Raw genomic sequence first — 21,916 nt, forward strand, 5'->3', positions numbered from 1 at the left:
GCTGTGCGGATACCTCGGATAAGTTTCCCATGGCGCCCTGCAGTAGCATGGACGACGTTCATTTAACGATGCGTAAAGGATGTTCTCCCCGTGTCCGACATTTCGCGTGATGAGGTCGCCCACCTCGCCATGTTGTCCCGTCTCGCCCTGAGTGAGGACGAGCTCCAGCAGTTCGCCCAGCAGATCGACGAGATCATCGGCGCCGTCTCCGCCGTCCAGCAGGTGGACACCGAGGGGGTGGAGCCGATGAGTCATCCGCACTCGATCGCCACCGCCATGCGGGACGACGTCCTCGTGCCCACCCTCACCGCCGAGCAGGCCCTCGATCAGGCGCCGGCAGCTGAGGACGGCCGTTTCATGGTTCCGCAGATTCTGGGCGAGGAGTGACCCACATGACCACCTACATCGTTCCCGAAGAGGGACTGACCTCGCTGTCCGCCGCCGAGCTGGCCGAGCTGATCCATTCCCGTCAGGTGACCTCGCGCGAGGTCGTCCAGGCGCACCTGGACCGCATCGCCGAGACCGACGGTGACATCAACGCCTTCCTGCACGTCGGTGCGGAGGCGGCGCTGGCGGCGGCCGACGACGTCGATAAGCGTCTCGACGCCGGGGAGGCCCCCGCCTCGCCGCTGGCCGGCGTGCCGCTGGCCCTCAAGGACGTCATCGTCACCACCGACGCCCCGACCACCGGCGCCTCGAAGATCCTCGAGGGCTGGATGAGCCCCTACGACGCCACCATCACCCGCAAGCTGCGGGAGGCCGGCATCCCGATCCTGGGCAAGACGAACCTCGACGAGATGGCCATGGGCTCCTCGACGGAGAACTCCGCCTTCGGCGCGACGAAGAACCCCTACGATCTCACCCGCACCCCGGGTGGTTCCGGCGGCGGTTCCGCGGCGGCCATCGCGGCCGGTCAGGCCCCGCTGGCGATCGGCACGGACACCGGCGGGTCTATCCGTCAGCCCGCCGCGCTGACCAACACCGTCGGCGTCAAGCCCACCTACGGCACGGTCTCCCGCTACGGCTTCCTCGCGGCGGCCTCCTCCCTGGAGCAGGCCGGCCCGACCGCGCGCACCGTGCTCGATGCGGCGCTGCTGCACGAGGTCATCGCCGGCCACGACCCCTTCGACGCCACCACCGTCGACCGCGAGCTGGCCAGCGTCGTCGAGGCGGCCCGCGCGGGCGCCGACGGTGACCTGAGCGGCGTCAAGGTCGGCGTGGTCAAGCAGCTCAACCGCGACGAGGGCTTCCAGCCCGGCGTGCTGGCCAACTACCGCGCATCGCTCGAGCAGCTCAAGGAGCAGGGCGCGGAGATCATCGAGGTCGACTGCCCCCACTTCGACGACGCCCTCGCCGCGTACTACCTGATCATGCCGTGTGAGGTCTCCTCGAACCTGGCGCGCCTCGACGGCATGCGTTACGGCCTGCGCGTCGGCGACGACGGCACCCGTTCCGCCGACGAGGTCATGGCCCTGACCCGCGCCGCCGGCTTCGGCCCGGAGGTCAAGCGCCGCATCATCCTGGGCACCTACGCCCTGTCCGTCGGCTACTTCGACGCCTACTACCTGCAGGCCCAGCGCGTGCGCACTCTCATCGCGCAGGACTTCGCCGCGGCCTTCGAGCAGGTCGACGTGCTGGTCACCCCGACGACCCCGACCACGGCTTTCCAGCTGGGGGAGAAGGTCGCCGATCCGGTCGAGATGTACAACTTCGACCTGTGCACCCTGCCGCTCAACCTGGCGGGCCTGTGCGGCATGTCCGTGCCGGCCGGTTTCGCCGAGGACACCGGGCTCCCGGTGGGGCTGCAGATCATGGCCCCGGCCTTCGCCGACGACCGTCTCTACCGCGTCGGCGCGGCCTTCGAGGCGCGTCGCCCCTAGGGAATTTCCGGTCCCTGACCACGGCGGATAACGATTTGTCCCGCCGTGTTCCCACACAGTAGCCGCTGATGATAGATTTTCTCAGCGGCTGCTGTGTTCTTCTTTTCTCGGTGGATATGGTCGGCCGTCACCCCGGGACGATCCACGGATCTCCGGGGTCCGTTGTTTCGTGACGAAAGGCCGCTATGCCATGACCCTCCTGACCCCTTCCTCGACCGCCGCCACGCCGGGTGACGCGGTCGGGAAACCCGCTATTCCGGTCGCCGAGATCGCGGTGTCCCGTGCGGAGGCCGCACGCGGTCCGCTGCGCCGTCTCCCCGTGCCGGAGCGGGTCCACACCTGCTACAGCACCCGCTTCGTCGGGGCTGCGCTGGAGGCGGACCGGGCGGCGTTCCACCTGTCCGCGGGCGAGCATGTGGCGCCGCAGGTGGGGGATGTCGTCGTCGCGAGGGTCACCCGGATCCGCAGCCACAAGCAGATCGAGACCGCCGTGTCCCGCAAGGCCACACTCTTCGAGGATTCCCTCGTGCTGCTGGCCTACGGGCACCGCTACGCCGCGGACTTCTTCCTCGCGCACGTCCCCGACAGCCTCGACCACTGCCATCTGGTGGCCGCCGGCGGCGTCGCCGGGGTGGTCACCGAGGTGCACGGGGCGGTCGACTCCCCGACGGAGATCGAGCCCCTCGGCCTGCTGGCCACCACCGACGGGGTGGTCAACGTGCGTAACTACGGCGCGTACCGCAACCCGCTCGATGCGACGCCGCGGGCGGAACGCCCCCGCGTCATCGCGGTGCTGGGGACGTCCATGAACGCCGGGAAGTCCACCGTCCTCGCCTGCCTGGTCAACGGGCTGAGCCGCGGCGGGCAGCGCGTGGGCGCCGGCAAGATCACCGGCACGGGCGCGGGCAACGACGGCATGCACTACCGCGACGCCGGGGCGCACGCCGTCCTCGACTTCACGGACTTCGGCTACGCCACCACCTTCCGCACCCCCTTCGAGGAGATCCGCGCCCTGACGCTCAACATGATCTCCGAGCTCAGCGACACCGGCGTGGACACCATCATCGTGGAGATCGCCGACGGCATCTACCAGCGCGAAACCGCCCAGCTCCTGCGGGACCCGGTGTTCCGGGAGAGCGTGGATGCGGTCGTGTTCGCCGCCTCCGACGCGCTCGGCGCCCGGGCCGGTGTCAGCGAACTTCTCGACGCCGGGCTCCCCGTAGCCGCCGCCTCCGGCATCATGACCCGTTCCCCGCTGGCCACCGCGGAGGCGCGGGCGGTGCTCGGCCAGTTCGGGGTGCCCGTGGTCGGGTCCTACGAGCTCACGGATCCGCGGCGGGCCGGGGCGGTCGCTCTCGCCCACTGAGGCCTGGTAGGTTAGGGTGGCCTAATCTACCGAGGAGTATCCGTGAGCGCACCCCGTCCCGTCCGCACCGCCACCGTCACCGGTGTCGAAAGACTCACCCCGGAGCTGGTCCGCATCAGCTTCCACAGCCCGGACCTCATCGGGGCGGAGCTGCCGCACACCGACCACTACATCAAGATCGAGTTCGGCGCGCTGGTCACCCGCACCTACACCTTCCGCCGCATCGACACGGCGACCGGGCTTTTCGACGTCGACTTCGTCACCCACGGAGACCAGGGCCTCGCCGGTCCGTGGGCGCAGCGGGCGCAGGTGGGGGAGACCATCACCTTCCGCGGCCCGGGCGGGGCCTGGCACCCGGAGGAGGGTTACGAGCACTTCGTGTTCGCCGGCGATGAATCGGCGGCCCCGGCGATCGCGGCGGGCGTCGAGAAGCTTCCGGCGGGCGCGACGGCGGATGTCTACCTCGAGATCGCCGACGCGGCGGCGACCTTCGACTTTCCGCAGCCCGACGGCGTCACCCTCCGCTGGGTGCCGCGCGACGGCGCCACCCACGGCACCGCCCTGTCGCAGGCGGTGCGCGCACGGGGCATCCCGCAGCAGCGCACCAGCTGGTTCATCCACGGCGTCGCCGAGATGATCAAGGAGCTGCGCCGCCACCTCTTCGCCGAGCACCAGGTCAACCGCGGTGACGTGTCCATCTCCGGCTACTGGCGGATCGGGATGACGGAGGACCAGTGGCAGGCCTCCAAGCGCGAGTTCAACGCCGAACTCGACGCCGCGGGGCTCTAACTAGCGCAGGTCGGAGAGCACGCACGCCGCGCCCCCGGCGACAGCGGTGACCCCGAGGACAGCAGGCCAGGAGCCGACCTTCTTGGCCAGCGGGTGCGAGGCCCCGAAGGCCCCGACGTAGAGCGCGGTGAGCCCGGCGGTGGTGAGGGGGTCCGTCTTGGCCAGCCAGGAGCGCACCGCCCAGCCGCCGGCGGCGGCGAGGACCGCCCCGCCGAGGGGACGGATGCCGGTCTCGCGCGCGGTGAGCCACCCGCCCAGCAGGCCGAGCGACACGACGGCCGCGGTGGAGACGTTCTCAGGATTCTTGATGTCGATCATTGCCATGGGCTCCAGCCTAGCGACCCGTAGGATGGGCCCGGTGACGGTGTGGATCTATCTGGCGTCGGCGGCGACGTCCATGCTCGGCAACGCGGTGGCGACCATCGTGTGGCCCTGGCTCGTGCTCGAACGCACCGGCAACCCCGCGGCCGCCGGCGTGGTGGCCGCGGCGATCGCCCTGCCCTCGCTCGCGGTTGCCTTCCTCGGCGGCTACCTCATCGACACGGTCGGGCGGAAGCGGATGTCGATCATCTCCGATGTCATCTCCGGGCTCTCCGTCGTCGGCGTCATCCTCGTGGACCAGGCTGTGGGCTTGACTCTGGCGTCGTTCATCATCCTCGGCATCATCGGCGCGGTCGGCGACATCCCCGGCATGGCCGCCCGCTCGGCCCTTGTCGGCGATGTCGCGCGCACCTCCGGCCGGACCGTCGACTTCATCGCCGGACTCAACCAGTCCATCGGCGGGATGGCGTGGCTCATCGGCCCGGCGCTCGCCGGATTCCTCATGGCGGCGCTGCCGATCGAACTGGTCCTGTGGGTCACCGCCGGCTGCTCCCTGCTCGCCGCCGGACTCACCGCCCTGCTGCGCCTGCGCCCCTCGATGGAGGAGATCCCCGTCGACGTGCCCGACCTCGGGGCCCTGCGCTCCTGGGCGGAGGTGGTGCGCCCCGCGCCGATCCGTCTGCTCGCCGCCATCTCCTTTGTCTCCGCCGCGCTGGTCAGCCCCTACCTGGCGATCCTCATGCCCGCCCACTTCCAGCGTATCGACGCCCCCGTCCAGCTCGGCCTCGCCATGTCCGCCTACGCCGTCGGCATGATGGCCTCCGGCTTCCTCATCGCCGCGGCCGGCACGACGCGGCGCCGCACGATCTGGGTGGCGTCGATGACCTTCTTCACCATCGGCTTCGCCGGCATGGCGGCGCTGCACTATTCCTGGCTGGTCATCGCCGGCATGGTCATCGCCGGCCTGGGCGGCGGGCTGCTCGGCCCCCTGCAGATGGTGCTGGTCACCGAGATCATTCCCGAGCGCCTGCGCGGCCGCGCCTTCTCCGTGTTCATGGCCATCGGCCAGTTCTCCGCCCCCATCGGCCTCATCGCCGCCACGGGACTGCTCACGCAGGTGTCCATCTACGTCACCGCGGCGGTGTTGGCCGTGGCGTGGGCGCTCATCTCCGTGTGGGCGATCTGGCGGGGTGTCGCGGTGCTGCGACCGGCTGACGGTGGGGCTGCAGGAGGAATGCGCGTTTCTGGCGAATTGTGACGGGCAATTCGCCAGAAACGCCGATTCCTTCCGGAGGTAGAGTCAACCCAATGAGCTCCACCGTCCTGCCCCCGGCCCAGGCCTGGCAGGCCCTCGCAGCCCTGTGCCTGGGCTTCTTCATGATCCTGCTCGACCAGACCATCGTGGCCGTCGCCACCCCGGGGATCATGGCGGCCTTCGACGCCCGCCTCGACCAGGTCGTCTGGGTCACCTCCATCTACCTGCTGTGCCTGCTCGTGCCGTTGCTGTTCACCGGCCGCCTCGGCGACCGCTTCGGACAGGGAACGCTTTTCCGCCTGGGCATCATCGTGTTCACCCTCGCGGCCCTGGCCGCCGCGCTGGCCCCGACCCTCGAGCTGCTCATCGCGGCCCGCGGCGTGCAGGGTGTCGGCGCCGCGATCCTCACCCCGCAGACCATGAGCGTGATCAACCGCGTCTTCCCGCGCGAGCGCCGCGGCTCCGCCCTCGGGGCGTGGGGCGCAGTCGGCTCCGTGGCCACGCTCGTCGGCCCGGTGCTGGGCGGGTTCATCGTCTCCGCCGTGGGCTGGCGCGGGATCTTCCTCATCCACCTGCCGGTCGGCCTGCTGGCGGTGGTGCTGGCCACCCTGTGGGTGCCCCGGCTGCCCACCTTCGCCCGGCGTATCGACGTCCCCTCCGTCGCCGTCTCCTTCCTCGGCATGACCGCCCTGGTCGTCGCCGTCCAGCAGGGCCCGGGCCTGGGCTGGCCGGCCTGGGCGCTGGCCCTCGGGGTCCTCGGCCTGCTCAGCGTGGCGCTGTTCATCCGGCTGCAGGCGACGGCGTCGAGAAGAAACAGCGAGGCCCTCGTGCCGCTGGGGATGTTCCGCAACCGCAACTACTCGCTCGGCGTGTTCTCCATCGCCACGATGGGTTTCACGGTGTCGTCGATGATGCTGCCCGTCATGCTGTGGCTGCAGAACGGGCAGGGGCTAAGCTCCCGCGACGCCGGGCTGCTGCTCGTCCCGATGGCGCTCATCGCGGCGGTCGCCTCCCCGCTCATCGGACCGGCCGCCGACCGCCTGGACCCGCGGCTGCTCTCGGTGGGCGGTTTCGCCACGATGATCATCGCCCTGCTGTTCACCTGCTGGCTCATGGTCAGCGACGCCCCGCTGGGGCTCTTCCTCCTCGCCTCCGGCCTGTTCGGCGTGGCCAACGCGCTGGTCTGGGCGCCCAATTCCGCAACCGCCATGCGCACCGTCGACATCGCCCACATGGGGGCCGCGTCCGGGGTGTACAACACCGGGCGGCAGGCCGGCGCGGTGCTCGGGGCGGCCGGGGTGGGGGCCGCCATGCAGGTGGGGGCCGAGGCCTACGGCTTCGTCCCCGGCCTGGCGGTGTCGCTGCTGCTGCCCGCCGCCGTCCTGGGCGCCGGACTGGTGGCGGTGGCCTTCTTCCGGCCAGATTCGCAGGTCGGACCACAGGGTGCCGAACCACAGGGCGCGGGCTAGAGTGGACCCCATGCGACTTGCCACCCTGACCTCCGGCGGCGACTGCCCCGGCCTCAACGCCGTCATCCGCGGCATCGTCCGTACCGCCAGCGCCGAGTTCGGCTCCACCGTCGTCGGCTACGAGGACGGCTGGCAGGGGCTGCTGGAGGACCGTCGCGTCGATCTCTACGACGACGAGCACATCGACCGCATCCTCCTGCGCGGCGGCACCATCCTGGGCACCGGTCGACTCCACCCCGACAAGTTCAAGGCCGGGCTGGAGCAGATCAAGGAGAACCTGGCCGACGCCGGGATCGACGCCCTCATCCCCATCGGCGGCGAAGGCACCCTCAAGGGCGCGAAGTGGCTCTCCGACAACGGAATCCCCGTCGTAGGAGTGCCCAAGACCATCGACAATGACGTCAACGGCACCGACTACACCTTCGGCTTCGACACCGCCGTGGCCGTGGCCACCGACGCCGTCGACCGCCTGCACACCACCGCCGAGTCCCACAACCGCATCCTCATCGTCGAGGTCATGGGCCGCCACGTCGGCTGGATCGCCCTCCACGCGGGCATGGCCGGTGGCGCCCACTACACGGTGATCCCCGAGGTGCCCTTCGACATCTCGGAGATCTGCAAGAAGATGGAGCGCCGCTTCCAGATGGGCGAGAAGTACGGCATCATCGTCGTCGCCGAGGGCGCGGCCCCCAAGGAGGGCACCATGGAGCTCAAGTCCGGCGGCGTCGACCAGTTCGGGCACGAAGTCTTCACCGGCATCGGCCAGCAGATCGCCGACGAGATCCACGCCCGCCTCGGCCACGACGTGCGCACCACCGTCCTCGGCCACATCCAGCGCGGCGGCACCCCGACCGCCTTCGACCGCGTCCTGGCCACCCGTTACGGCGTGCGCGCCACCCGCGCCGCCCACCGCGGAGAATTCGGCACCTGCGTGGCGCTCAAGGGCGAGCGGATCGAGAACATCCCGCTGCAGGAGGCCGTCGGCCAGCTCAAGACCGTGCCCATGGACCGCTGGGTGACCGCCCAAGCCATGTTCGGGTAGGAGCTGTGACCTCACCGGCCGGTGACATCGTCCTCTATGAGTCCGAGGACGGGGCACCGGCTTTGTCCGTCCGCCTGACGGATGACACGGTGTGGCTGACGCAGGCGCAGCTGGCGGAGCTGTTCCAGACGTCGCGGACCAACATCGTTGAACATATCGGCAACGTGTACGCGGACGGTGAACTTGAGAGGGCCGCAACCTGTCGGGATTTTCGACAGGTTCGAATCGAGGGAAAACGACAGGTCAACCGAGCGATCCCGCACTACAACCTCGATGTCATCATTTCCGTGGGATACAGAATCAAGTCCCAGGTAGCTACACGATTCCGGATCTGGGCCACCGATCGACTCCGGGAATACCTCGTGCAGGGATACTCCATCAATCGACAGCGTCTGGATGAATTGGGCGCGGTAGTTCGTATCCTCGGGCGTGCGGACGATGAATCGGTGGCGGGAATCGCCGATGTGATCGGCCACTACCTGCCAGGTCTCCACCTGTTGCGTGACTTCGACGAAGGAGAGATCGTATCGACCCCGGCCGCTCTGCCGGAATGGACCCTGACCGTGGATGAAGCCCGATCAGTCATCGCGGAGGTGGCAGCCAGCTTTCCCTTGGACAGTCTCTTCGGTAATGAGCCAGGGCAAGGCCTGGAAGGGATCACCAGAGGGATCTATCAGACCTTCGGAGGTGAGGACCTGTATCCGACGGTCGAGGAAAAGGCGGCGAACCTGCTCTATCTCGTCGTCAAGAACCATCCGCTGTCCGACGGCAACAAACGCAGTGCTGCCGCGTTGTTCGTCACTTTTCTGGCCAGGAACGGGGCACTTTTCGACGAACACGGGCGGCCCCGCTTGTCCAACAATGCCCTCGCGACCATCACGCTCATGACTGCGATGAGCGAGCCTGCGGAAAAGGATCTTATCGTGGCTCTCCTGATCCGCATGCTCACCGACGATTGACATGCGCGACCTCAACCTTGAGCACTGCCGACTGCTCGTGGTCGGCATCAATCCCGGCCTGCTCTCCGAGGCGGTCGACGCGCCCTTCGCCCGCCCGGGGAACCGTTTCTGGCCGGCGCTCCACGCCGCCGGCATCACTGAGACGCTTATCGACGCCCGCTCCGGCCTCACCTCCGCCCACCTGGCGGAAATTCACCGGGCTGGACTGGGTTTCACCAACATCGTGCCCCGGGCCACGGCCGTCGCCTCCGAGTTGAGTCATCAGGAGTACGTGGAGGGCGGCCGGGTGCTGGAGGAGAAGGTCGCCCGCCACGGACCGCAGATTGTCATGGTCGCCGGGATCGGGGCCTACCGGCTGGCGTATCGACGACCGCGTGCTCGCGTCGGTCTCCAGCCCGAGTCGATCGGCGGTGCCGAAACCTGGGTCGTGCCCAACCCCTCCGGACTCAACGCTCACGAGACCGTCGACTCCCTGGCGCGGGCCTACCGCGAGGTGTGGGAGCGCCTCTACAAGTAAGCCTGCCCGCTGAGCAGGATCCGCGCGGTACGCGGCAGTGCCACCCATTCAAGCTCTGCGCCGCGGGCCCGCGCGGAGACCTCGACGTCGCCCTTGAAGTGCTGCAGGGTCAGTGCGTCTCGACGCCCCGGGAGCACGTCGTCGATCACCGTGCCCCCGAGCGCCACCGCCCCCGCCAGCGCGAGGATGCCGGTGCCGGGCAGGGCGTGGTGGATGCGGCCGACAGATGTCATGACGACGCGCAGGTCCTTGCCTGGGGCGACCATCGCGACACGCGGGATGACCTTTGAGGGGGCCAGCCCCATGCGCTCACCTGCGGCGACGCGGAGGCGCTCCAGCCGCGCGAGCAGCGCGGTATCCGCGTTGAGTGCCGCCATCCCCAGTTCAGGATCGACGCCGACATCCGCCGCGCGGGTGATGACGATGGGGTTGGCGACGTCGATAAGCGAGACCTCGAGTCCATCGACCTTGCAGCGCCGGCCAGCGGGGAAGAGGGAGCCGCATTTTTCGCCGCCGGGGGAGAGGAAGCGCATGTCGACGCTGTCGTCGAGAAGCACGAGCTCGAAGAGCGCCTGCGAATTGAGGTTCCACACGCGCGCGCTGTCGCCGTCGAACAGGCCGGTGTGGCGGGCGTAGTGCAGGACGGCGGAGGAGATGTTGCCGCAGTTGCCCGTCCAGTCGACGACTTCCTCGGTGGGGGAGACCTGGGCGAAGAGCGTCTCCAGGTCGGCGCGCTCCGAGGGGCCGACGAACATCACCTTCGAGTTGGAGCTCACGCCGCCCCCGAGGCCGTCGACGGCCTGCGGATCCGGCGATCCGATGAGCCGCAGGCACAGCTCGTCGCGCTCGGTCTGCCTGGCGGGGAGGGCGGACATCGGCAGGAACACGGCGCGCGAGGTGCCGCCGCGGGCGATGGTGACGGGGACGGTGCTCATGACCTGGAAGCCTAGCGCTACACTGTCTGCCATGACTGCCGCGATTCACGACCTGATGGACTTCGACGAGGTCCTGGAGAAATTCGACCCCGTCATGGGCCTCGAGGTCCACGTCGAGCTGGCCACGGAGACCAAGATGTTCTCCACCAGCTCCGCCCACTTCGGTGCCGAGCCGAACTCCAACGTCGACCCCGTCTCCCTCGGACTGCCCGGTGCGCTGCCGGTGGTCAACGCCAAGGGCGTGGAGTGGGCCATCAAGATCGGCCTGGCGCTCAACTGCCAGATCGCCGAGTCCTCCCGTTTCGCGCGCAAGAACTACTTCTACCCGGATCAGCCCAAGGGCTACCAGATCTCCCAGTACGACGAGCCGATCGCCTACGACGGCTGGCTCGACGTCGTGCTCGACGACGGCACCGAGTGGCGCGTGGAGATCGAGCGCGCCCACATGGAGGAGGACACCGGCAAGCTCACCCACCTCGGTGGCGTGGCCGGCCGCATCCACGGCGCGACCGCCTCCCTGGTGGACTGCAACCGCGCGGGTGTGCCGCTCATCGAGATCGTCACCAAGCCCATCGAGGGCGCCGGGGCGCGTGCCCCCGAGATCGCCCGCGCCTACGTCACCGCCCTGCGTGAGCTGGTCAAGGCCATCGGCGTGTCCGATGCCCGCATGGACCAGGGTTCCATGCGCGTCGACTCCAACCTCTCGCTGCGCCCGATCGGCCAGCAGGAGTTCGGCACCCGCACCGAGACGAAGAACATCAACTCGCTCAAGTCCGTCGAGCAGGCGGTGCGCTACGAGATGATGCGCCAGGCGGCGGCCATCGTCAACGGCGAGGAGATCGTCCAGGAGACCCGCCACTACCAGGAGCTCGACGGCTCCACCCGCAAGGGTCGCCCGAAGGAGTCCGCCGAGGACTACCGCTACTTCAACGACCCCGACCTCCCGCCGGTGCTCGCGCCGAAGGAATGGGTCGAGGAGATCCGCGCCACGCTTCCGGAGCTGCCCTGGGTGCGCCGCGCCCGGCTGCAGGAGGAGTGGGGTATCTCCGACGCCGAGATGCGTGACCTGGTCAACGCCGGTGCGCTCGAGCCGATCCTGGCCACCGTCGCCGCCGGCACCACCGCCGACGAGGCCCGCGCCTGGTGGGTCAACTACCTCTCCGCCGCCGCCCGCGAGCAGAACATCGAGCTCGACGCCCTGGCCATCACCCCGGCGCAGGTCGCCGAGGTCGTGGGCCTGGTCAAGGACGGCAAGCTGACCACCAAGCTGGCCCGACAGGCCGTCGACGGCGTCATCGCCGGCGAGGGCTCCGTCTCCGAGGTCGTCGCCGCCCGTGGCCTCGAGGTCGTGCGTGACGACGGCGCCATCGAGGCCGCCGTCGACGAGGCCCTGGCCGCCAACCCGGACATCGTGGACAAGTACCGCGCCGGCAACACCAAGGTCGTGGGCGCCATCGTCGGTTCGGTCATGAAGGCCACCCGCGGCAAGGCCGACCCTGCGCAGGTGAACAAACTCATTGCTGAGAAGCTGCAGCAGTAACGTCTGAAATTTTGATGTGGTTCCGGATATGTCCGGAACTACCGCCCGGGCTGGTGCGACTGCTAGTTCATGACAACCGTTTCCGAACACAGTCCCCCCACCGTCACCCCGCCGACCCGCCGGACGGGGGCCCTCGGCCTGCTCCGCCGGCTGCACTTCTTCGCCGGGATCCTCATCGCCCCGCTGCTCATCGCCGCCTCGCTCACGGGGTTGCTCTACGCGTTCAGCCCCACCATCGAGAAGGTGTGGCACCGCGACGCCCTCACCGCCACCGCCACCGGGCCGCACCGGCCCGTCAGCGAGCAGGTGCGGGCGGCGCAGGAGGTCCACCCCGACCTCGAGATCCACAACGTCCGACTCCCCGAGCGGGAGGGGCGTACCACGAGCGTCCAGTTCGTCGATCCCTCCCAGCCGAGCCCCAGCTACCGGCCCACCGTCTTCGTCGACCCCGCTGACCTGCGGATCACCGGCGACATCGTCCAGTACGGCTCCTCCCGCGCCATGCCGATCCGCGCGTGGCTGTCGCAGGGGCACCGCTCCTTGTGGCTCGGGGAGCCCGGCCGCTACTACGTTGAGCTCGCGGCCTCCTGGATGGGGGCGATCGCCCTGTCCGGGGTGTACCTCTGGTGGTCCGCGCGGCGGCGCCGAGGGGCCTCCGAGCTGAACTCCCGGCAGGGCCGGGGGCGCAGCCTCCGACTCCACGAGTCCCTCGGTGTCCTGCTCCTGCCGGGCCTGCTCTTCCTCACCGTCACGGGCCTGACGTGGTCGGTGGTCGCCGGTTCCAACATCGGCCAGGTGCGCAGCGCACTGGACTGGCGGGCGCCCACCGGGGTGACCACCGTCGCCACCCCAGGCACGCCGGAGGCGGCGTCGGCCGTGGAACGCTCCGTCACCGCCGCCCGGGAATCGGGGCTGGAGGGCATGATCGACATCACCGCCCCCGCCGGCGAGGTCACCACCTGGATGGTCCGCGAATCCCGCCAGGCATGGCGCTTCACCCACGACACGGTCACTGTCGACGGCCGCACCGGCGAGGTCCTCAGCTTCGTGCCGTTCTCCGACTGGCCGCTGGCCGCGAAACTCACCGAGTGGCTCATCGAGCTGCACATCGGCAACCTCCTCGGACTGGCGAACCAGATCGCGCTGGCGCTACTGGGGGCGGGAATCATCGCCCTCGTCTACCTCGGCTTCCGCATGTGGTGGCAGCGCGGGCGCGAGGGCTTCGGCCGGGCCCCCGTCGCGCGCCGACCCCACCCCGCCGCGCTCGCCGGCGTCGGGGTGGCCGTCGTCGCCTACTCCGTCCTCGCCCCGCTGTTCGGCCTCAGCCTGCTCGCCTTCCTGCTTGTCGACTCCGCCGTCACCGCCTTCCGCGCCCGTCGCGGCGTCCGGGGGGATGCCGTCAGCTGAACAACTTCACCAGCTCGCTCACGCAGATGAACACGAAGGCCGCTGAGATAATGGCCATGAGGGTGTTCACCAGCCAGCCGTTGCGCCACTCGCGCGGCGTGCGGCTGGTATTGAGGAGCAGTAGCAGGGTGAGCCCCAGGAAGGGCATGAAGAAAGCGCCGAGCACGCCGTAGGCGATGACCAGGGCCGTGGGGCGGCCGAGGAAGAGCAGCAGCATCGGGGGGAAGGTCAGCCACAGGACGTACCAGCGGTAGTACTTCCCGCCCGCGCGGGTGTCGGGGTGGTCCTTGGGAAGCTTGCGCAGGTGGCCGACGAAGTCGGCGAACATCATGGACACGCCGTTCCACACTCCAAGCACCGAGGAGATGGCCGCCGCCCAGAACCCTACGAGGAATACCGAGGCCATGCCCTGCCCGTAGCGGTCGTTGAGCACGTCGGCTAGGTCGACCAGCCCCCGGTCACCCGAGGAGACGGCGATGTTCGCGCTGTAGAGCAGGTCGCCGCCGACGATGAGCATGGCGACGACGAAGATGCCGGTGACCACGTAGGCGACGGCGTTGTCCAGGCGCATGACCTTCATCCACGGCGGAGAGGCCCAGCCCTTCTCGTTGAGCCAGTAGCCGTAGGCGGCGAGGGTGATGGTGCCGCCGACGCCTCCCGCCAGGGAGAGGACGTAGACGAAGGAACCCTCCGGGAGGGTGGGGATGAGCCCGGTGAGGATCTCCGGCAGGTTGCGCAGGGACAGGGTGGCGATGCCCACCACCGTGAGGAACATTAGCGCCACCAGCACCGCGATGACCTTCTCGAAGAACTTGTACTGCCCGAGCCAGGTGAGCCCGAACCCGATGAGCCCCGAGAGCACGGCCCACAGGAGCAGCGGGGTGCCCGGGAAGAGGGCGGCCAGCGCCATGCCGGAGGCACTCATCGCGGCGGCCCCGTAGACGAAGCCCCAGATGACGATGTAGGGGGCGAAGTACCAGGTGGTCCACCTTCCCAGGCTGGTCCAGCCGTGGAAGATCGTGTTACCGGTGGCCAGGGTGTAGCGGCCGACGCCCTCCACGAGGATGATCTTCATGACCGTGCCGGCGATGCACGCCCACAACAGCGCGTACCCGTAGCGCTGGCCGGCGATGAGGGTGGCCACGAGGTCGCCGGAGCCGACGCCGGTGGCCGCGGCGACGAGGCCGGGGCCGACCACGCTCCATTTCCGGGTCTCTGGTGAGGGGGCGGTGGTGTGGGACATGGCGCTCTCCTTCTCGGTAGCCTGGTGGGGATGGTGTGACCAGGGTAACACTTCTGGGCTGTCGTGCGATAGTTATTGCGGCATGCGTGTGTCGTCATCACGAGCGTCGCCACGACGAGCCCCCTCCGACACGCCCCCGCGCGGGGCGAAGGGGCACAATGGACCCCATGAGCACCTACCTCCCCGCCCCCGACCGCTACGCAGAGATGCCCTACCGCCGTGTCGGTCGTTCCGGCCTCAAGCTGCCCGCCATCTCGCTCGGCCTGTGGCACAACTTCGGCGACGACAAGCCGCTGGAGACCCAGCGCGCCATTCTGCGCCGCGCCTTCGACCGGGGCGTCACCCACTTCGACCTGGCCAACAACTACGGCCCGCCCTTCGGCAGCGCGGAGTCCAACTTCGGTCGTCTGCTCGCCGCGGACTTCCGGGCGCACCGCGATGAGCTCATCATCTCCTCGAAGGCCGGCTGGGACATGTGGGAGGGCCCCTACGGCTTCGGTGGCTCGCGCAAGTACCTCATGGCCTCACTCGACCAGTCGCTGGAGCGTCTCGGGCTGGACTACGTGGACATCTTCTACCACCACCGCCCGGACCCGGACACCCCGCTGGAGGAGACCCTCTACGCCCTCCGCGATATTGTCGCTTCCGGGAAGGCGCTCTACGTCGGCATCTCCTCCTATGGCCCGGAGCTGACCAGTGAGGCCGCGGAGTTCATGGCGGAGGAGGGCTGTCCGCTCATCATCAATCAGCCCAGCTACAGCATCGTCAACCGGTGGGTGGAGGAGCCGGGCGAGGACGGCGATTCGCTGCTGGCCTCCGCCGCCGACGCGGGCCTGGGCATCATCGCGTTCTCGCCGCTGGCGCAGGGCCTGCTGACCAACCGCTACCTCAACGGCGTGCCGGAGGATTCCCGGGCGGCCGCGGCGAAGTCCCTGTCGGGTGACATGCTCAGCGCGGAGAACCTGGAGATGATCAACCGCCTCAACGACATCGCCCAGGAGCGCGAGCAGTCCCTGGCGCAGATGGCCATCGCATGGGTCCTGCGCCAGCAGGGCGAATACGGGGTGGAGACGGTCGCCTCGGCGCTCATCGGCGCCTCCTCCGTCGCGCAGCTCGACGAGAACCTCGACACCCTCCGCAACCTCGAGTTCTCCGCTGCCGAGCTCAAGGCCATCGACGATGTCGCCCGCGACGCGGGCATCAACATCTGGGCCGGCGCCACTGCTTCTCGACGCCACGCCGACTGACGCTCCTACATCAGCACCAGCTTGAGCGCCAGGCCGCACATGAGGGCCCCGATGGCGATGTTGAGCCAGCGCCACACGTGCGGCTGCGACAGCGGGCGGCGCAGCAGCGCGGCGCCGTAGCCGACGGTGGGGAACCACAGCAGGGCGGCGGCGAAGGCGCCGAGGGCGAAGAGCCAGCGCCCGTCGGGGCCGTACTGGTTGGCGATACCGCCGACCATGACTACCACGTCGACATAGGCCAGGGGGTTGAGCCAGGTCAGCGCCAGCGTGGTGCCCACCGCGCCGAGCCAGGTGGGGCGGCGGGTGGGGCGTCGTAAAGCGGTGCGGTGCCGGGTGAGTACGGTGCCGCCGCTGGCGCCGGACGGGGCGGCCGGCGGGGTCTCCACGACGGTGAGGGCCCCGGGGTGGGCGGCGTCGCGGAAGTTGGACCACGCGAACCACAGCAGGTAGGCGGCGCCGCCCCAGCGCAGGACCTCGAGCAGCAGGGGAGCGCGGTCGACGAGCACGCCCACGCCCGCCACCCCGGCCGAGATGAGGAAGATGTCGGAGATGATGCAGGTCAGCACGACGGCACCGACGTGCTCGCGCTTGATGCCGGATTTCAGCAGGAAGATGTTCTGCGGCCCGACGGCGATGATGAGGGAGAGCCCCAGCAGGAGACCTGCGAGAAAGATCGACATGGGCTCATCATGCGTCCGCCCCGAGATGAAGTCCAGTTAAGCAATCTGTCCGTGGTTAAGCTGTGCTTCATGAACCCGCTGCACCTGGAGTCCCTGCTGGTCATCGTCGACGAGGGCAGCTTCGAGGCCGCCGCCCACAGCCTCGGCGTCACGCCCTCGGCGGTGAGTCAGCGGATCAAGGCCCTGGAAAAAGACATCGGCCGGGTCCTGGTCCGGCGTTCGAGCCCGGCCACGGCCACGGAGGCGGGGGAGATCCTCGTGCAGGCCGCGCGTCGGATGCGGCTGCTCCAGGCGGAGACGGACGCCCGCTTGGAAGGGCGCCTCGGACGGGTCCCGCTCAGTATCGCCGTCAACGCCGACTCCCTGGCCACCTGGTTCACCCCGGTGATGTCGGATGTCGCGGCCTTCGAGGGTGCCACCCTGCGCGTCCGCGTCGAGGACGAGGCCCGCACTCTGGTCCTCCTGCGGCGCGGCGACGTGCTCGGTGCCGTCACGCGCGAGCCCCGGCCGGTCTCGGGGTGTGAGTCGCTCCCGCTCGGGGTGGTGCGGTACCGGGCCGTCGCGACGCCGGAGCTGGCCGCCCGCTACCCGGGCCCGGACTGGTCGCAGATGCCCACCCTGCGTTTCGGCCCCGGCGACTCCCTCCAGGCCGCGGACCTGGAGGAGCGCCTCGGGCCGAGGCAGCGCCCCCGGATGTCGGAGATCCCCTCCTCGGAGGCCCTCGCGCGCGCGACGCTGTGCGGGCTGGGGTGGGGGCTCATGTCGGAGCTGCAGGCCGACGCTCACCTCCGGCGGGGCGACCTGGTGACCCTCGACGAGCGCATCGTCGAGGTGCCGTTGCACTGGCAGCGCTGGCGACTGGAGTCCGAACTGCTGGAGAAGCTCACGGATTCGGTGCTCGCGGCGGCGCAGCAGCTGCCGGCGGTCTGAGTCAGGCCTGGAAGGCCTCGGGGTTCTTCACTTCCTCGCCCGCGGGCATCGCACCCGGCAGGGTGACGCCGTCGGCGAAGGGCTGCCCGCCGAGGGCCTCGCGCCCGTGCGGGGTGGCCAGTCCGGCCAGGTCGGGGCCCTGCGGCACGATCTGGGTGGGGTTGACCTCCTTGTGCACGATGAAATAGTGCTCCTTGATCTCCTGGAAGTCGGTCGTGTCGCCGAAGCCGGGGAGCTGGAAGAGCTCGCGGAGGTAGCCCCACAGGGCGGGCATCTCGGAGATCTTGTTGCGGGAGGTCTTGAAGTGGGAGTAGTACACGGCGTCGTGACGCACGAGGGTGACGAAGAGGAAGATGTCCGCGAACGTGACGTGCTCGCCGACGAGGTAGCGGCGGGTCGACAGGCGCTCCTCGAGCCAGTCCATGGAGGCCCAGAAGCGTTCGTAGGCCTCGTCGTAGGCCTCCTGGGTGCTGGCGAAACCACAACGGTAGACGCCGTTGTTCACCTCGGTGTAGACGCGGCGGGCGATCTCGTCGATCTCCGCGCGGTGCTCGACGGGGTAGAGGTCCGGCGCGCCGGCGCGGTGGAACTGGGTCCACTCGGTCTGGAAGTCGCGGACGATGGAGGGGTAGTCGTTGGTGACCACCTTCTTCGACTCCACCTCGACCAGCGCCGGCACGGTGATGCCGCGCGGGTAGTCGGGGAAGCGGTTGAAGTAGGCCTCCTGCAGGCGGCGCAGGCCGGTGGCCGGGTCGACGCCCTCGGGGTCGAGGTCGAAGACCCAGGAGCGGACGTCGTGGGTGGGTCCGGCCAGGCCGAGGGAGATGACGTCCTCGAGGCCGAGCAGGCGGCGGGTGATCACCGAGCGGTGCGCCCACGGGCAGGCGCGGGCGGCCATGAGCCGGTAGCGGCCGGCCTCGACCGGCCAGTGGACGGTGCCGTCGTCCTGCGGGGTGGGTTCGCTGACGTCCGCGGTCACGCGGTCGTCGATGTATGTCGCGTCGCGCACGAACTCGCCGTCGGTGGAGGCGTTCTGCGGGTCGCCGGCCCAGTCATCATTCGCTGTCATGTCAACAACGTTAGCGTTCGAACCCGCCGCCGTCAATGTCCGGGTCGCTTGCTAGGTTGAGATTCATCATGAAACGCCTTGTCGCTGTGCTCGTGGTCGGCATCCTCGCCGTCATCGGTACCGCCCTGCTTATCGACGCCCCCTCGGCCCCCACCGCCGAAAATCCTGCCCCCGAGGTGGTCACCGTCCACCCCGCCCGCGAGCTGCTGGCGACCCTGGACGTCCAGGGCCGGGCACCCATGACGGGCTACGACCGGGCGTTGTTCGGCCAAGCCTGGAGCGATGACGTCCGCGTCGAGGGTGGGCGCAACGGCTGCGACACCCGCAACGACATCCTGCGCCGCGACCTGCACGAGGTGGCCATCCGTCCCGGAACCTTCGGCTGCCTCGTCGAATCCGGGCAGCTGCACGACCCCTACACGGGGGAGATCCGTGACTTCGTGCGCGGGGAGCGCAGCGGGGAGATCCAGATCGACCACGTCGTCGCGCTGGCCGACGCCTGGCAGAAGGGCGCCCAGGCCTGGGACGAGGAGACCCGCCGCGACTTCGCCAATGACCCCCGCAACCTCCTCGCCGTGTCCGGGGAACTCAACCAGCAGAAGGGGGCCGGCGACGCCGCGACGTGGCTGCCGCCGAACAAGAGCGCCCGCTGCGACTACGCCTCCCGCATCATCGGGGTGAAGGCCACCTACGGGCTGGCGGTCACCGCGGCCGAGCAGGAGGCGCTCGCCCGCGAACTCATGCGCTGTCCGTGATCGGATTGTTGTCAATTCACCGCGGCTCGCCGTTGCAACGCCGCCTCTAGGCTGAATACTGCCTTAATCTGACTGCATGACCGACAAGAACCAGACCCCCGACCGCGCGGGCTCCTACGACGCCGACGGTTTCGACGTACCCACCTATCACCAGGACACCCCCGCCGCCGCGCCGGCGCCCCGCCCCACGGGGTCCGGTTCCACCCCGCTGGGCAAGGTGGAGGCGGCCAACGACGCCACCACCCAGTTCCCGCAGTCCGGCGGGGGACTGTTCGACCGCAGCGGCCGGGCCACCCCGCAGGAGATCCGCCCGCAGCCCACCTACGCGGACCAGGACTTCGCGCCGACCGGCTCCCACGAGACCGTGGCCTATGACCGGCCCGTCGAACAGCCGCTCCCGCCGGCCCCGGCGCCGGTGGCCTACGAGACCACCAGCACCGCCAGCACCGCCACAGTCGCGGAGGAGCCGGAGCTGCGCGATCACCGCCGCGGCACCATGGACTTCGGCCTGCTCATCATCCGCCTGCTGCTCGGCGGCTGGCTCATCCTCGAAGCGGTGGGCACCTTCTTCCGCCTCGGCGGCAACCCGGGCATCTCCGGCCTCGAGGCCGACTACGCCAGCTACCTCGCGCCGGGGGGCCTGGCCATCATCATCCCGTCGCTGCAGCTGGCGGCGGGTGTGTTCCTGGTGCTGGGCCTCATCACGCCGCTGTTCGCCACGGTGGCCACCATCGTCACCTCCTTCACGGCGCTGCACGAGCTGACCACGTCGGGGGCGGGTGCGAACCTCTTCGGCTGGCCGGAGTCGGTGTGGCTGTCCCTGGTCATGCTGGGCATCTCCCTGGCGCTGCAGTTCACCGGCCCGGGCCTGCTCTCGCTGGACTACGGGCGCAGCTGGGCCCGCCGCCCCCTGGTGAGCTCCTGGGTCTTCATCCTGCTGGCCATCGGCGGCGCCGTCGCGCTGTGGTGGTTCGGCGCGGGAGTCAACCCGCTCGCGTAGTTCACAACCTTATCGACGGCCCCGCCTGGTGCGGGGCCGTCGTCGTTTCTGGACACGGGTTGACGATGTCGTCGTACGCCCGCGCCCACTTAGGGCCGGGACTCTGGTCCTAGCAGGGTCCCGACCCCGCAGGCCGTCTGACGAAATCGCCAACCCGAGCGCAACCAGGCGGGGCTTGACGATTTCGTCGTACGCCCCCGCCCGCTTAGGGCCGGGACTCTGGTCCTAGCAGGGCTCCGACCCCGCAGGCCGTCTGACGAAATCGCCAACCCGCGTTAGCGCCGCGGCACCGACCGCAACGCGAACGCCCACGCCACCAGCAGCGCGATGCCCAGCCACACGAAGTCACTCACCAGCAGCTTCTGCCAGAAATTGAGGGCGTGGATGTCGATGCCGTCGCCGTACCACCACTTCGGCGGCTGCGTGAGCACCAGGGCGGTCCAGGCGAAGACCAGCGCGGAGAGCGCCACCGGCCCGCCGAGCACGGTGAGGCAGCGCCAGGCCACGAGCGGCAGCAGCAGGGTGAGCCAGATCCAGTGGTGGGACCAGGAGACGGGGGAGATGAGGAGCATGATGACGGCGTTGACGAGTGCGGCGTCGATAAGCATGGAGCGGCGCAGAAGCGCCACCATGAGCCAGCCGCCCAGCCCGATGCACAGCAGCGACAGCCCCAGCCACAGCCCGTTGACCAGGGTGGAGTGCGCGTCCAGCGCGGCCTCCGAGGTGAACCAGCGCATGATCATGCCCTTGAGGGAGCTGTTCGACTGGTAGACGGTGTTGACGCCGAACTCGGAGCTGGAGCCCATGTCGAGAAGGACAGAGGTGTAGAACTCCTTCGTCGCGTCCCAGCGGAAGAGCGCGGCCGCGCCGGTGGCCAGCAGGGCGGAGAGCCCGGCCACGAAGATCGCGCGGATATCGCGGCGCAGGAGGAAGTACAGCAGCATCGCCAGGGGCGTGAGCTTGATCGCGGCGGCCAGGCCGATGAGCCAGCCCTGCGGCAGGCGGCGCTGGCGCGGCACGATGTCGAGCACCACCAGCGCCATGAGCACGATGTTGAGCTGCGCGAACCCGGCGTTGAGCCACACCGGCTCGATGAGCAGCGTCACCGGCCACACGGCCGCGGTCAGGGCCAGCAGCTGCCACCCGGCCAGCCCCGTCGCGCGCAGCACGAACCACAGGCACACCAGCACCAGCCCGGCGGAGAGCATGATCATGAGGTCGCCGGCCAGGTCCGGTTCGAAACCGACGAAAGGCACCATGACCAGGGCCCCGAAGGGCGGGTAGATGAAGGGCAGGGCGAGGCTGCCGGCGTACATAGGCACGGAGTACATCTCGCCGCCGGCGAGGAAGGCGCGCACACCCTCGAGGTAGATGATCATGTCGACGGGGAAATCGGTCATCATCATCTGGCGCCCGATGACGCCGAAGCCCGCGACCAGCCCCAGCGCCGCCACTATCTTCAGCAGCGTGTCGAGGGGCAGGGTCGCGGGCTTCGAAACGTCAGTCACCCGG

Annotated in this window: 21 protein-coding genes; 15 read left to right on the forward strand and 6 right to left on the reverse strand. The window is 69.4% G+C overall.

The features are described from left to right. The first annotated feature begins 90 nt into the window (after positions 1 to 90). From gatC to ACFPUZ_RS06770, 4 genes are all read left to right on the forward strand, one after another. The gene (gatC, locus tag ACFPUZ_RS06755) at positions 91 to 387 is read left to right on the forward strand and encodes an Asp-tRNA(Asn)/Glu-tRNA(Gln) amidotransferase subunit GatC (protein WP_377001021.1); all 297 of its coding nucleotides are present in this window, start codon (positions 91 to 93) and stop codon (positions 385 to 387) included. A gap of 5 nt (positions 388 to 392) precedes the next feature. Then, positions 393 to 1,880: an Asp-tRNA(Asn)/Glu-tRNA(Gln) amidotransferase subunit GatA gene (gene gatA, locus ACFPUZ_RS06760; RefSeq protein WP_377001022.1), complete on the forward strand. Its 1,488-nt coding sequence runs from the start codon at positions 393 to 395 to the stop codon at positions 1,878 to 1,880. 190 nt (positions 1,881 to 2,070) lie between these two features. Then, complete coding sequence (locus ACFPUZ_RS06765; RefSeq protein ID WP_377001023.1) at positions 2,071 to 3,246, forward strand: DUF1611 domain-containing protein; 1,176 nt, start codon at positions 2,071 to 2,073, stop codon at positions 3,244 to 3,246. A gap of 42 nt (positions 3,247 to 3,288) precedes the next feature. Further along, the gene (locus ACFPUZ_RS06770; protein ID WP_377001024.1) at positions 3,289 to 4,035 is read left to right on the forward strand and encodes a siderophore-interacting protein; all 747 of its coding nucleotides are present in this window, start codon (positions 3,289 to 3,291) and stop codon (positions 4,033 to 4,035) included. Here the strand turns inward: ACFPUZ_RS06770 and ACFPUZ_RS06775 are convergent, their stop codons facing one another. Further along, positions 4,036 to 4,359 (reverse strand): hypothetical protein, encoded by a 324-nt coding sequence (locus tag ACFPUZ_RS06775; protein ID WP_377001025.1) that lies wholly within the window; start codon positions 4,357 to 4,359, stop codon positions 4,036 to 4,038. It lies immediately after the preceding gene. A gap of 34 nt (positions 4,360 to 4,393) precedes the next feature. Here ACFPUZ_RS06775 and ACFPUZ_RS06780 point away from each other — a divergent pair, with 34 nt between their 5' ends. Genes ACFPUZ_RS06780 through ACFPUZ_RS06800 form a run of 5 tightly spaced genes read left to right on the forward strand, consistent with a single transcriptional unit; the run spans position 4,394 to position 9,598 of the window. Continuing rightward, positions 4,394 to 5,614 (forward strand): MFS transporter, encoded by a 1,221-nt coding sequence (locus ACFPUZ_RS06780; protein ID WP_377001026.1) that lies wholly within the window; start codon positions 4,394 to 4,396, stop codon positions 5,612 to 5,614. A gap of 50 nt (positions 5,615 to 5,664) precedes the next feature. Continuing rightward, a complete protein-coding gene (locus ACFPUZ_RS06785; RefSeq protein ID WP_377001027.1) occupies positions 5,665 to 7,080 on the forward strand; it encodes an MFS transporter in 1,416 nt (471 codons plus the stop codon). A 10-nt stretch (positions 7,081 to 7,090) separates the two neighbouring features. After that, entirely contained in the window at positions 7,091 to 8,122 is a 1,032-nt protein-coding gene (locus ACFPUZ_RS06790) for a 6-phosphofructokinase (protein ID WP_377001028.1), read from the forward strand. Between the two features lie 5 nt (positions 8,123 to 8,127). After that, positions 8,128 to 9,081 (forward strand): RhuM family protein, encoded by a 954-nt coding sequence (rhuM, locus tag ACFPUZ_RS06795; protein ID WP_377001029.1) that lies wholly within the window; start codon positions 8,128 to 8,130, stop codon positions 9,079 to 9,081. Between the two features lies 1 nt (position 9,082). Continuing rightward, positions 9,083 to 9,598 carry a mismatch-specific DNA-glycosylase gene (locus ACFPUZ_RS06800; protein WP_377001030.1) on the forward strand — a complete coding sequence of 172 codons (516 nt, stop codon included), beginning with the start codon at positions 9,083 to 9,085 and terminating at the stop codon, positions 9,596 to 9,598. Here the strand turns inward: ACFPUZ_RS06800 and ACFPUZ_RS06805 are convergent. Beyond that, the gene (locus tag ACFPUZ_RS06805) at positions 9,589 to 10,533 is read right to left on the reverse strand and encodes a PrpF domain-containing protein (RefSeq protein ID WP_377001031.1); all 945 of its coding nucleotides are present in this window, start codon (positions 10,531 to 10,533) and stop codon (positions 9,589 to 9,591) included. The genes ACFPUZ_RS06800 and ACFPUZ_RS06805 overlap by 10 nt on opposite strands. 31 nt (positions 10,534 to 10,564) lie before the next feature. Between ACFPUZ_RS06805 and gatB the strand changes: the two genes are divergently transcribed. Together gatB and ACFPUZ_RS06815 are read left to right on the forward strand one after the other, a co-directional pair. Continuing rightward, positions 10,565 to 12,073 carry an Asp-tRNA(Asn)/Glu-tRNA(Gln) amidotransferase subunit GatB gene (gene gatB, locus ACFPUZ_RS06810; protein WP_377001032.1) on the forward strand — a complete coding sequence of 503 codons (1,509 nt, stop codon included), beginning with the start codon at positions 10,565 to 10,567 and terminating at the stop codon, positions 12,071 to 12,073. Between the two features lie 69 nt (positions 12,074 to 12,142). Next, entirely contained in the window at positions 12,143 to 13,480 is a 1,338-nt protein-coding gene (locus ACFPUZ_RS06815; protein WP_377001033.1) for a PepSY-associated TM helix domain-containing protein, read from the forward strand. On the opposite strand, the gene ACFPUZ_RS06820 is transcribed toward ACFPUZ_RS06815, so the two are convergent. Beyond that, complete coding sequence (locus ACFPUZ_RS06820) at positions 13,473 to 14,723, reverse strand: Nramp family divalent metal transporter (protein ID WP_377001034.1); 1,251 nt, start codon at positions 14,721 to 14,723, stop codon at positions 13,473 to 13,475. The genes ACFPUZ_RS06815 and ACFPUZ_RS06820 overlap by 8 nt on opposite strands. Positions 14,724 to 14,890: 167 nt before the next feature. On the opposite strand from ACFPUZ_RS06820, the gene mgrA reads away from it, so the two are divergent. After that, complete coding sequence (mgrA, locus tag ACFPUZ_RS06825; RefSeq protein WP_377001035.1) at positions 14,891 to 15,970, forward strand: L-glyceraldehyde 3-phosphate reductase; 1,080 nt, start codon at positions 14,891 to 14,893, stop codon at positions 15,968 to 15,970. 5 nt (positions 15,971 to 15,975) lie between these two features. Here mgrA and ACFPUZ_RS06830 read toward each other — a convergent pair whose 3' ends face one another. Then, complete coding sequence (locus ACFPUZ_RS06830; RefSeq protein ID WP_377001036.1) at positions 15,976 to 16,650, reverse strand: LysE/ArgO family amino acid transporter; 675 nt, start codon at positions 16,648 to 16,650, stop codon at positions 15,976 to 15,978. 69 nt (positions 16,651 to 16,719) lie between these two features. On the opposite strand from ACFPUZ_RS06830, the gene ACFPUZ_RS06835 reads away from it, so the two are divergent. Next, entirely contained in the window at positions 16,720 to 17,580 is an 861-nt protein-coding gene (locus ACFPUZ_RS06835; RefSeq protein WP_377001037.1) for a LysR family transcriptional regulator ArgP, read from the forward strand. Position 17,581: 1 nt separating this feature from the next. Here ACFPUZ_RS06835 and ACFPUZ_RS06840 read toward each other — a convergent pair whose 3' ends face one another. Further along, positions 17,582 to 18,649: a glutathione S-transferase family protein gene (locus ACFPUZ_RS06840; protein WP_377001038.1), complete on the reverse strand. Its 1,068-nt coding sequence runs from the start codon at positions 18,647 to 18,649 to the stop codon at positions 17,582 to 17,584. A gap of 68 nt (positions 18,650 to 18,717) precedes the next feature. On the opposite strand from ACFPUZ_RS06840, the gene ACFPUZ_RS06845 reads away from it, so the two are divergent. Both ACFPUZ_RS06845 and ACFPUZ_RS06850 read left to right on the forward strand, forming a co-directional pair. Then, a complete protein-coding gene (locus ACFPUZ_RS06845; RefSeq protein WP_377001039.1) occupies positions 18,718 to 19,404 on the forward strand; it encodes an HNH endonuclease family protein in 687 nt (228 codons plus the stop codon). 76 nt (positions 19,405 to 19,480) lie between these two features. Continuing rightward, a complete protein-coding gene (locus tag ACFPUZ_RS06850) occupies positions 19,481 to 20,404 on the forward strand; it encodes a DoxX family protein (protein WP_377001040.1) in 924 nt (307 codons plus the stop codon). 275 nt (positions 20,405 to 20,679) lie between these two features. Here ACFPUZ_RS06850 and ACFPUZ_RS06855 read toward each other — a convergent pair whose 3' ends face one another. After that, entirely contained in the window at positions 20,680 to 21,912 is a 1,233-nt protein-coding gene (locus tag ACFPUZ_RS06855; protein WP_377001041.1) for a glycosyltransferase family 87 protein, read from the reverse strand. Positions 21,913 to 21,916: the final 4 nt, after the last annotated feature.

Source organism: Corynebacterium nasicanis, from assembly GCF_042658165.1.
Lineage (GTDB): Bacteria > Actinomycetota > Actinomycetes > Mycobacteriales > Mycobacteriaceae > Corynebacterium > Corynebacterium nasicanis.

Bases quoted from the DNA above. Each gene is read 5' to 3' on its own strand.
- ACFPUZ_RS06765 (WP_377001023.1), top strand. From the start codon at position 2,071: ATGACCCTCCTGACCCCTTCCTCGACCGCCGCCACGCCGGGTGACGCG.
- ACFPUZ_RS06800 (WP_377001030.1), top strand. From the start codon at position 9,083: ATGCGCGACCTCAACCTTGAGCACTGCCGACTGCTCGTGGTCGGCATC.
- ACFPUZ_RS06835 (WP_377001037.1), top strand. From the start codon at position 16,720: ATGAACCCGCTGCACCTGGAGTCCCTGCTGGTCATCGTCGACGAGGGC.
- ACFPUZ_RS06850 (WP_377001040.1), top strand. From the start codon at position 19,481: ATGACCGACAAGAACCAGACCCCCGACCGCGCGGGCTCCTACGACGCC.
- ACFPUZ_RS06830 (WP_377001036.1), bottom strand. From the start codon at position 16,650: ATGTCGATCTTTCTCGCAGGTCTCCTGCTGGGGCTCTCCCTCATCATC.
- gatA (WP_377001022.1), top strand. From the start codon at position 393: ATGACCACCTACATCGTTCCCGAAGAGGGACTGACCTCGCTGTCCGCC.
- ACFPUZ_RS06785 (WP_377001027.1), top strand. From the start codon at position 5,665: ATGAGCTCCACCGTCCTGCCCCCGGCCCAGGCCTGGCAGGCCCTCGCA.
- ACFPUZ_RS06820 (WP_377001034.1), bottom strand. From the start codon at position 14,723: ATGTCCCACACCACCGCCCCCTCACCAGAGACCCGGAAATGGAGCGTG.
- ACFPUZ_RS06840 (WP_377001038.1), bottom strand. From the start codon at position 18,649: ATGACAGCGAATGATGACTGGGCCGGCGACCCGCAGAACGCCTCCACC.
- ACFPUZ_RS06845 (WP_377001039.1), top strand. From the start codon at position 18,718: ATGAAACGCCTTGTCGCTGTGCTCGTGGTCGGCATCCTCGCCGTCATC.
- ACFPUZ_RS06805 (WP_377001031.1), bottom strand. From the start codon at position 10,533: ATGAGCACCGTCCCCGTCACCATCGCCCGCGGCGGCACCTCGCGCGCC.
- mgrA (WP_377001035.1), top strand. From the start codon at position 14,891: ATGAGCACCTACCTCCCCGCCCCCGACCGCTACGCAGAGATGCCCTAC.
- ACFPUZ_RS06790 (WP_377001028.1), top strand. From the start codon at position 7,091: ATGCGACTTGCCACCCTGACCTCCGGCGGCGACTGCCCCGGCCTCAAC.
- ACFPUZ_RS06815 (WP_377001033.1), top strand. From the start codon at position 12,143: ATGACAACCGTTTCCGAACACAGTCCCCCCACCGTCACCCCGCCGACC.
- gatB (WP_377001032.1), top strand. From the start codon at position 10,565: ATGACTGCCGCGATTCACGACCTGATGGACTTCGACGAGGTCCTGGAG.
- ACFPUZ_RS06775 (WP_377001025.1), bottom strand. From the start codon at position 4,359: ATGGCAATGATCGACATCAAGAATCCTGAGAACGTCTCCACCGCGGCC.